This window comes from Calothrix sp. CBUCES-K 9914, from assembly GCF_059640475.1.
This window is the reverse complement of record NZ_JBXXZH010000468.1, coordinates 1-3,314: the sequence shown is the minus strand read 5'-3', so window position 1 is coordinate 3,314 and position 3,314 is coordinate 1. Positions and strand designations below refer to the sequence as shown.

Here is a 3,314-nt window from a genome sequence, read left to right as displayed (position 1 = left end):
CTTCGGGTTCGCCACTTTGCTTATGCCGGGGAACCCGTCCACCGCAAGTGGCTCACCGTATAAACCAACATAAAAGCTGCTGTGCCGTCTTTCTACACGACCATATTCTTTAACTCTTGAGACATATTCTTGAATTCCTTTACGTTTAATTTCTTGTCCTTGAATCGTGGTAGTAGTATATGCAATTGCAATTAATAAAACTAGTGAAATAAAACGGTCACCAGATACATTAGTATCTTCTAAATTATAACCTCCTTTTTTAAAGTCTCTAAACATTTCTTCAATGTCAAAACGTTTTTTATAAGCTGATACGGCTAATTCTAACGAGTCAAAGCTTGTAATAATAAACCACGCTTCTTTCGGCGCCACTCCCTTAATTTTACGTTTCCATTTACAAGCAACATTAAAGCCCATAAAACCTCTGGTCTTTGTAACTTTAGTTCCTTGAATAAACATTGAAGTTCCAGGTACTAATCCTAAATCATTTAGCTCAACCCAAATATTTTTTTTAAATTCAATAAATTCATTCTTTTTCAAGCGTAAGCAAAAATATAAATTCTGCTCTGAGAGCCACTTTGCCAGTTGAACTGAGCAAAATTCTCTATCTCCTAACACGCAGATTTTATAATTATTAAAAAGAGGGATGCTTTTGGATAGATGTTTTTTTTGTTCATCAAAATTACTACTTCCTAATTTTGGTAGTAATTCAAAATATATTGGGAATGCTCTTTTATCCCAAATAATACTGGTTACAAATAAATTTATACAACCCCAATTGGTTCGGTCAATTGCGATATAGATTATTTTTTCATGTTCAAAGTATGCTTCTAAAAAAGATAATACAATTGGAAACCAAATTTTTTCAACTGTTAGATGAGGTAAGGATAAAAATCTTTGTATTCTTTTCCTCCTACTTTCAAATTTAATGCCGATTGGTAATGCGTTAGCTAATTTTTCTAAACTAACTTTTTTAATAGTCTGTAGAAGGATTAATAAAATTTCTAGAAAGATAAATTCAGGTAAGCTGAGTTGACTTTTTAGATGCTTTTGATAAAATTGTGGTAACATTTTCAATTGGTAGGTCTTATTGACAATTTGAGACCTATCCTTTTTTACCACAAAACGTTACACACTATACATATTAAGCTTTTTAGGCGCCTTTGTCACCCCTTCAGATTTGTGGAGGGTAATTTCATTACTAATTTAGTTACTAGATATTAACTTAGTACTATAAGCTGCTACTCAGCAATTGATATTGAGTTGAAAGATACTTAAGAACGTTAGTCGCAAATAACTTTGATAGAGGTGGTGGAACAGCGTTGCCAACTAGACGATACCCACTTATCAGGTCTACTTGAGAATCGGCGCCAGTAAAGATAAAATTATCTGGAAAACCTTGGAGTCTTGCACATTCTCTCAGAGAAAATGGTCTATTTTTTAATGGATGAAGGAAGTAGCGTGGATTATGGAAATTTGTTAGTAAAGTAGGTGATGGTTCATTCCAATATGGTCGTTTAAAAATACCTGAGCAAAACATCGCCCCTTTTAAGTCATATTTTTCATTGATATTTTTTAAATAACCTTTTGACATTAAGCATTGAATTTCTTCTGTTAATTTAGTAAGTCCTGTAAGTCTTTCAATTTCATCTGTAGGCAAGGGGTTTCCGTTGGGAATATTTCCATATTTTTTGTGGCGCCGATGTTTGGCAATAGTTTCAAGTATTATACGTTCACGTTCTGTAACTTGTCCAAAAACTTCTGGTATGTACCAAGTATAAACAGATGTAGGAGCGTGTCTAACATTACACAGCTTTTGCCCTTGTTTAATATTTTTAAAGATAAATTCGTATTTTTTAGGCCATGCATTTGTAATTAGATGGTCTGGTATATTATCATCAAGTTCTACTAAATCTGATATTGCATCTTGAATAGCTACAATTGGTTGTAAGTCTGAAAAACTATTATTTTTGCCATCATCCCATAAAGACAATTGTCCTGAGACTTCTTTAAACAATTTAAATTCTCCATTGCGATTTTTGGCTTCATGAGTTGGTAGTGGCCATTCAAAATCATATGAAGAACTTTTTCTAATACCTACAAAAAAAGTTCGGCGCCGATGCTGTGGTAATCCAAAAGATGCAGCATCCAATATGCGATACTCTACTTTGTAGCCAATCTCACTATATTCTTGAATAATATGTTTTAAATAGGCGCCTTGAAAGTTTTGAGAAATTCCATCCACGTTTTCAGCGATAAAAATATGTGGACACAGTTTAGCGACAACTTTTTTCATTTCTATGTATAATGAGTTGCGCGCGTCAGAAGCATCTTTTGGTCCTGCTTTAGAAAACCCTTGACAGGGAAACCCTCCTATAACTACGTCACATTTTTCTATAGATGATATGTCCCTACGAAATTCCTCTGATGTTATATCTCTAATATATACTTGTTTATCAATATTTCTGGCATAACAATCAACAGCAGCAGCATCATTGTCACAAGCATAAATTAAATTAAAGCCAAGCTGTTTAAATCCTAAATCTAATCCTCCGCATCCGCTAAATAGACTTACTACAGTTTTCATTGTTTGTGCTGTGAACATTTTGCTTTGTCATGCTTTTATTTATATATTATGCTGGCAACGGATGATAAACGGATGTAGCGGATGGTTGATGCGTGAATAGTGTGCGCTCAGGCTACCAGTACTTTTGTTTGTAACCATAAATTATCCGTTACATCCGTTACATCCGTTATATCCGTTATATCCGTTGCAAATTAACTCCCTGTAGCTATTGCTTTTACACCTATTACCGTTCTATATTAAGAAATGTAAAGAATGAATGTGAATCAAAAAGCGCTCCCAGTGGTGGTTCACTGAAAGCGCTGTGCGTTGTTAAGGTGTGGAGACGCTATGTAGCGTCTCTATTCTTATTCTACTTACAACTTAACCGTTGATAGCAGGTGCCGCAATTGCTACAGGAGCAGCTTCACCGCTAGCTAAGTCAAGTGGGAAGTTGTGAGCGTTACGCTCGTGCATCACTTCCATACCTAGGTTCGCACGGTTGATAACGTCAGCCCAAGTATTGATTACACGACCTTCGCTATCAAGTACTGATTGGTTGAAGTTGAAACCGTTCAAGTTGAACGCCATTGTGGAAATACCCAATGCTGTCAACCAGATACATACAACAGGCCAAGCTCCTAAGAAGAAGTGCAAGGAACGGCTATTGTTGAAGGAAGCGTATTGGAAAATTAAGCGACCGAAGTAACCGTGTGCTGCAACGATGTTGTAGGTTTCTTCTTCTTGACCGAAC

The 3,314-nt window shown here is 35.6% G+C and carries 2 protein-coding genes and 1 pseudogene; all 3 read right to left on the bottom strand.

The window, feature by feature from the left end; genetic code table 11:
- On the bottom strand, positions 1–1,068 hold a 1,068-nt coding region (locus tag AC2JBO_RS44000), incomplete at its 3' end, for an IS4 family transposase (protein WP_496959923.1).
- Between the two features lie 160 nt (positions 1,069–1,228).
- Entirely contained in the window at positions 1,229–2,584 is a 1,356-nt protein-coding gene (locus AC2JBO_RS43995) for a DNA cytosine methyltransferase (protein WP_496959922.1), read from the bottom strand.
- Between the two features lie 360 nt (positions 2,585–2,944).
- Positions 2,945–3,314: pseudogene (locus AC2JBO_RS43990) on the bottom strand (photosystem II q(b) protein); the annotation flags it as partial.